Annotated in this window: 6 protein-coding genes and 1 pseudogene; 1 reads left to right on the forward strand and 6 read right to left on the reverse strand. The window is 35.2% G+C overall.

Annotated features, from left to right (window positions below; genetic code table 11):
• The 6 genes and pseudogenes from ACJAT0_RS12525 to ACJAT0_RS12550 form a co-directional block, all read right to left on the reverse strand.
• Positions 1–205, reverse strand: a pseudogene (locus ACJAT0_RS12525) (IS3 family transposase); the annotation flags it as partial.
• Positions 206–255: 50 nt separating this feature from the next.
• Entirely contained in the window at positions 256–567 is a 312-nt protein-coding gene (locus ACJAT0_RS12530; RefSeq protein WP_415181926.1) for a transposase, read from the reverse strand.
• Between the two features lie 170 nt (positions 568–737).
• A complete protein-coding gene (locus ACJAT0_RS12535; protein ID WP_415181927.1) occupies positions 738–1,412 on the reverse strand; it encodes a hypothetical protein in 675 nt (224 codons plus the stop codon).
• Positions 1,409–2,239, reverse strand: coding sequence for an ABC transporter permease (locus ACJAT0_RS12540; RefSeq protein ID WP_415181928.1), 831 nt, complete (start codon positions 2,237–2,239; stop codon positions 1,409–1,411). The genes ACJAT0_RS12535 and ACJAT0_RS12540 overlap by 4 nt, the downstream gene beginning before the upstream one ends.
• Complete coding sequence (locus tag ACJAT0_RS12545; protein ID WP_415181929.1) at positions 2,236–3,090, reverse strand: ABC transporter ATP-binding protein; 855 nt, start codon at positions 3,088–3,090, stop codon at positions 2,236–2,238. The genes ACJAT0_RS12540 and ACJAT0_RS12545 overlap by 4 nt, the downstream gene beginning before the upstream one ends.
• Positions 3,087–3,629, reverse strand: coding sequence for a hypothetical protein (locus ACJAT0_RS12550; protein WP_415181930.1), 543 nt, complete (start codon positions 3,627–3,629; stop codon positions 3,087–3,089). The genes ACJAT0_RS12545 and ACJAT0_RS12550 overlap by 4 nt, the downstream gene beginning before the upstream one ends.
• A gap of 1,202 nt (positions 3,630–4,831) precedes the next feature.
• Here ACJAT0_RS12550 and ACJAT0_RS12555 point away from each other — a divergent pair.
• A partial coding sequence (locus ACJAT0_RS12555; protein ID WP_415181931.1) for a transposase occupies positions 4,832–5,334 on the forward strand: 503 nt, incomplete at its 3' end.

Genomic DNA, 5,334 nt, shown 5'->3' on the forward strand with positions numbered 1-5,334 from the left:
TGTAACCGTCTCTAGTCAAATAGCTGGTCATTAATCGGTATCCACAATCTATAAATTCGTGCTCTAAAATCTTCTTTACAGAAGCTATAACCACATCTTGTGACACAAAGCCTTCTGTATTATGAAAACTCTGTTTAGACGGCTTATTTCCCTTTTTACCACCACTAGGAACTCTGTAGTAGCTACTAGATATAATACCGACCATCTTTATAACCTTGGTTTTACTAAACTTATGTTTCTTGCAAGTGGCATCTACTAAATCTTTCTTGGATCTGATGTCCCAAACTTTTTTTTTAACAGCTCTCGTTGCACCTCGAGTTCGATTTCTCTATCACTAAGTAGCTTTCGCAATACACGATTTTCTTCCTCTGCTTCTTTAAGCTCTTTACTTTTTGTATCATAGGTAACCTTTAAACCTGCTTCCCCCTTGTGCTCAAACTTCTTCTTCCAGCTATAGAAAGTACCAGTACTAACCCTGTATTTCCGACAGGCCTCAACAACACCTATTTCTTCCCCAGAAGAGAGTATCTCTAACTTCTGATCCAAAGTCCATTTCTTGTATTTCATATCTCAAATATATTAGTTTTGAAATTTAAAATATCACTCCGAACTTATAAGGGGCTAAACTAGTAAATTAGTCAAAATTCACTTGTCTTTTGCGACTCCTCATTATGAATTTTAACTCTATTCATTCGGGGTTTTTCTCAAATGTCTTACAACGAATAAATAAATTCAGTTTATTCGGTTTTTTCAATACTTCTGTAATTTAGCATAAGTGTGATTTTTCCAGTTTTTTGATCAGTTTTGCGCATCTTTTTACGATCAATAGAGACATCACTTCCGGCAAAATTAAGAGGGAGCCTAATTCGATCCATTTCAAATGAAACATCCAATTTTGTAGGGAGTACAGCCAGATTATCTGGGTAGGTGAGGATTAGCGTGTAAGTTCCGTCTTTTTTTGTGTTTATTTCGGCCCAAGTGATGCGTTGTTTTTCGATATCGATGTGCAAGTTAGCCACACTAAAATCTGCCTTTGTATCTGATGGTAATATAGAAATTGCCAATAGCGATGCTGATTGTTCTTCTACTTTTCCTCGATCTATTACCATAAATGGATACTCAAAGAGTTCACTAAACGATAAGTCTAATCCACGTTTGGGAATAAGTACAAAATCTTCAGATGTGATGACGATATCTTCTCCCTTTTTAAATGCTGCCTGCGCTTCCTTATCGGGCATTTTAATAAATGAAATATCAACATGTAGTTTAATATCTACTAGAAAGGTTTCAATACTATCAAGTCTAGATTTAACTAGAGATACCTGTACTTCGGCGGTTTGACAAAAGCCACTAGCCGAATATAAAAACAGTAAAAACAGTAAAAACAGTAAAAGCATTCTAGGTCGTTTCATCCAATATCTTTTTTTTGAAATATAAATAGTCCTACAAGCATCGTTACCAGTGTATAGAAGCTTAGTAAAACCGAATTGATTGCAATCGTCTTCCAATCTATATCTGGATTGAAAAAATACTGCCAGGTATTGTTCAATTTAAAGAAAGCAATCTGGTTCCAGAAATCATTACCTAAGTCTATTTTTAACAATAATGTGGAAACAATCAAAAATAAGGCAGCTGCAATCCAGGTTTTAAAACTTTCTTTAAGCAATACCGCAAAGGTTAAGCTTACCACAGAAAAGAACACTAGAGACAAGGTTCCAAATAGAAATGCATATACTAATCTATAGAAGGCATTATCGTGTTTAAAAAAAGTGAGACCGCTGGTATAGACTATTAAGTCGCCCTTTCCAAAAATTCCGTACGACAACAAGAAAGATGTTATCGCCAATAGAAAGACTAAAAAAATCGTAAACAAGCTAGCTATAATATATTTAGACAATAAATATTTCCATTTCACGATGGGCTGCATTAGCACCGTCTCTATGGTTTTTTCTTGATATTCGGTTGTTAGCATACCGGATACAATAATCATGCAGAGCAGTGGCACATGAAACCAAAAAGAGTTTAGAATAAAGTATATAATTAAATTTCCGTTAATTAGATTGCCGTGAAAGTGGAATGTATCCTTCAAATTGGCTAACACAATATCAATAATTCCTGTACCTTGATAATAGGCACTTAAAAGCACGATGGCTTCAATAAAAAGCAGCCCTAAAATAGCATAATAGGTGCGACTTTGTCGAAACAATTTATAGGTTTCAATATAGAGTAATCGCATCATTTCTGTGTCGGATTAAATAGTTGTTGCAAGTCAAGTACAGGCTTGCAAGACGTGATTCCTATTTGTTGTTGCGATAATTTAAATATGATCTCAGGAATTTCGTTAGTTGATGCTGAAATAGTCGCACAATTGCCATTGGTCACAGCATGGTATTCGCTTAGAAAAGAGGCGCTTTTAATATTGCTACCGCATAAAGTATACCCTTTAGTGCACGTGTCTAGGATTTTGCTGGTGGCTCCTGTTTGTACGATTTCTCCGTTATGGATTATAGATAAATTTGTGCAGACTGAGCTTAAGACCTCAATGATATGAGAAGAGATTAATATAGTCATTTGGGTTTCTTGTGCAAGATCAAAAATAAGTTGGTTTAGTGCTTCGATACCCAATGGGTCTAGGCCTGAAAAAGGCTCGTCTAACAGCAAGCAAGATGGATTGTTTAGTAGTGCTACCGCGATACCTAGACGCTGTTTCATTCCCATAGAGAAATTACGAATAGGATCTGTTCTATCTAACGGTAAACCAACTTGTTTTAGCGAGGTTTCAATAGTCTGTTTTGAAGCGTCAGCAGCTTGCATTTTTGAAAATAATCGTAGATTTTCATATGCACTTAAATAGCTGTATAACGCTGGCTTTTCAATGATGCCACCAATTTTTTTTGCACCGTTACCAGATATTTCAATGGTGCCACTGTCGGCAGTAACTAAACCAAGTAAAATTTTAAACAAGGTCGTTTTTCCAGCTCCATTTGCGCCTACCAACCCGCAAATTTCTCCCTTACCACAAGATATACTAACGTTATGAAGAGCTCTTACCGTGTCGTATTTTTTATGTATGTGTTGGCAGGAAATCATACGGATTGCGATTTGGTCATGGCTCGATAATCAAATTTGGGCTCATAGAAACGTTCTAGAAAGGTACGGGACCAAAATAACTTTTTAAATAGAAAGAAAGGTTCCTTTATCATAAAATAAGGTATGTAGTGATACCATTTTATGCCAAAGTTGCGATAGTATTGTTGTATTTGGTCATTAATTCCTAATTCTTCTGCTGCGGTTTCTGCTGCCATGCGTTGACATTTAGAACCTATATAAAAGAGTGCTATTTTCTCATTAAAACCATGAATAAAGAATTGGTCCTTTGCACGCTTATAGTTTTGGTAGCGGGACCAGCCATCCATAATAACCAAATAAATGTGAATAAAAGAAAAGAGAAAGGACCATGCCCAAAACAGGGTCCATGGTGTTGACTCTAAATTAATAGCGTTCTTTAATTGAATACCATACACCCAAGATTCTATGATAAAAAGTAAAAGAGCACCATACAAAAGTCTGCCTACCCTAAAATAGGAAAATATAGGGCTGGGCTGTATGGGCAAATTATTTATATTCAATAGATTAAAGATATGATTTCATGAATAATAAAAAAACAAATAAGGTGTTTTTTGCAGGAACCTGGCGTTTTGTTTATAGTTAGCTAGCAACTAAATTAGTAAAAGAAAACGAACCAGATGAAAATCCTTAAGATTTTCCGAGTAAATAGAGAGCCGGTAATTAATTACATACAGTGATAGCCTTTCTTTATTTTTTTACTTTTATAGCAATAGACTTTTATCTTCCGCAATTACCGAGAGACTTGTATACCTAAAGAGTTTACGCCTAGTTTAAATTTTTAATAAACCATGAGTGGTTGTTAATGTTTTATACAATTGAGTATAGCTATTTATTAAATCTTTATTAAATCGATTCTAACCAAAATATGATTTTCAAATTCCTGATCCTTCAAAAATTTTTAATTATCTCCATTGTTAATTTTAGATTTTCTTTGCTTAATGTTTCTTCGTTAAGAATATAATCATTCAATGAATGCAGAATTTCATTGAGTTTGTTGAATTCATCATCAATCATTTTACAAACAGGAATATTTTTTCCGTTAACATTTTTTTCGTCAACATCTTCAATTGCTCCAGAATCATCTATATGAATGTATATTAAGTCATTTTGTTCAAATGGTTGGTAACGGTCTACTTTACTTTACAACCGTCTATTTCTAGTTATTTAACTTTACTAAGAAACAAGAGGATAGCTAAACTTTAAGTTTAGCTCTTAACTGCTACTTTTTATATACATCTTAAGTTTGATTTCTCTTAAAATAGTTAACTTTTACATACAAATCAGAAAGAAACAGAGAGAGGATCAAGGTTATTATATACAGTGAGGACAGAACCTCGTCAACAAAGTCAACCCTCTCTCTTTTTCATCTATAGCACGTTCAGTTCTGTGAGGCCTAGACCTCGTTTTCAAGATGTTGTGTCATTGATGATTGTTCTTTCATAATCTAATTATTATGAATAAATATAAAGAAACTTTTGGGGTTGACATCAGTAAAGATGTCTTTGATGTTCATGGCAGCAAAAGCGGTCACAACTAGTTCAGCAACTCACCTATCGGATTTAAAACATTTTTGAAGCTCTTGCCTGAGAGCAGCTTAGTCGTTATGGAGGCTACAGGCTACTATCATTACAGTCTCTAACAGTTTCTTTGCAAGCATAAAATAGTAGTTTCTGTAGTAAACCCACTGTCTGTAAAACGTTTTATCCAGATGAAATTATCGCGGATAAAAACAGATAAGAGAGATGCTCAGGCCATTTGTGATTACGGGATCTACAATACGGTTCCGCTATACAATCAAATTAGCGATATGCAATCTGAATGTAGACAATTACTGAGCCTAAAGGTCAATTATCTTAAGCGCAGAACCAGTACAAAGAACAAATTACACGGCGAGCGTGTTATGGGTACACCTTCAAAAATGGTTGTACGGTCATTACTGTTAGACAAAAAGCATATTGATAGGGAACTGGCCAAGATAGAGAAAAGGCTACTGTTGCTTGTTAAACAATCATCACAGCGCGAGCTCACCCTATTGAAAAGCATTCCTGGTATAGGTGACAAAACCGCTGTTTTCTTAATTGTTGCTACGGACTCCTTCCGTAAGTTTAGCAATGCGTCTCAACTGTGCAGTTACTTAGGAACCACACCGATGATAAAACGTTCTGGAAGTAGCGTTAGAGGGCGCAGCAGAATAAGCAAGATGGG

The organism is Nonlabens sp. (assembly GCF_047636915.1).
Taxonomy (GTDB): Bacteria; Bacteroidota; Bacteroidia; order Flavobacteriales; family Flavobacteriaceae; genus Nonlabens.

Excerpts from the sequence above, each read along its gene's own strand:
- ACJAT0_RS12530 (WP_415181926.1), bottom strand. The coding sequence starts at position 567 with ATGAAATACAAGAAATGGACTTTGGATCAGAAGTTAGAGATACTCTCT.
- ACJAT0_RS12535 (WP_415181927.1), bottom strand. The coding sequence starts at position 1,412 with ATGAAACGACCTAGAATGCTTTTACTGTTTTTACTGTTTTTACTGTTT.
- ACJAT0_RS12540 (WP_415181928.1), bottom strand. The coding sequence starts at position 2,239 with ATGATGCGATTACTCTATATTGAAACCTATAAATTGTTTCGACAAAGT.
- ACJAT0_RS12545 (WP_415181929.1), bottom strand. The coding sequence starts at position 3,090 with ATGATTTCCTGCCAACACATACATAAAAAATACGACACGGTAAGAGCT.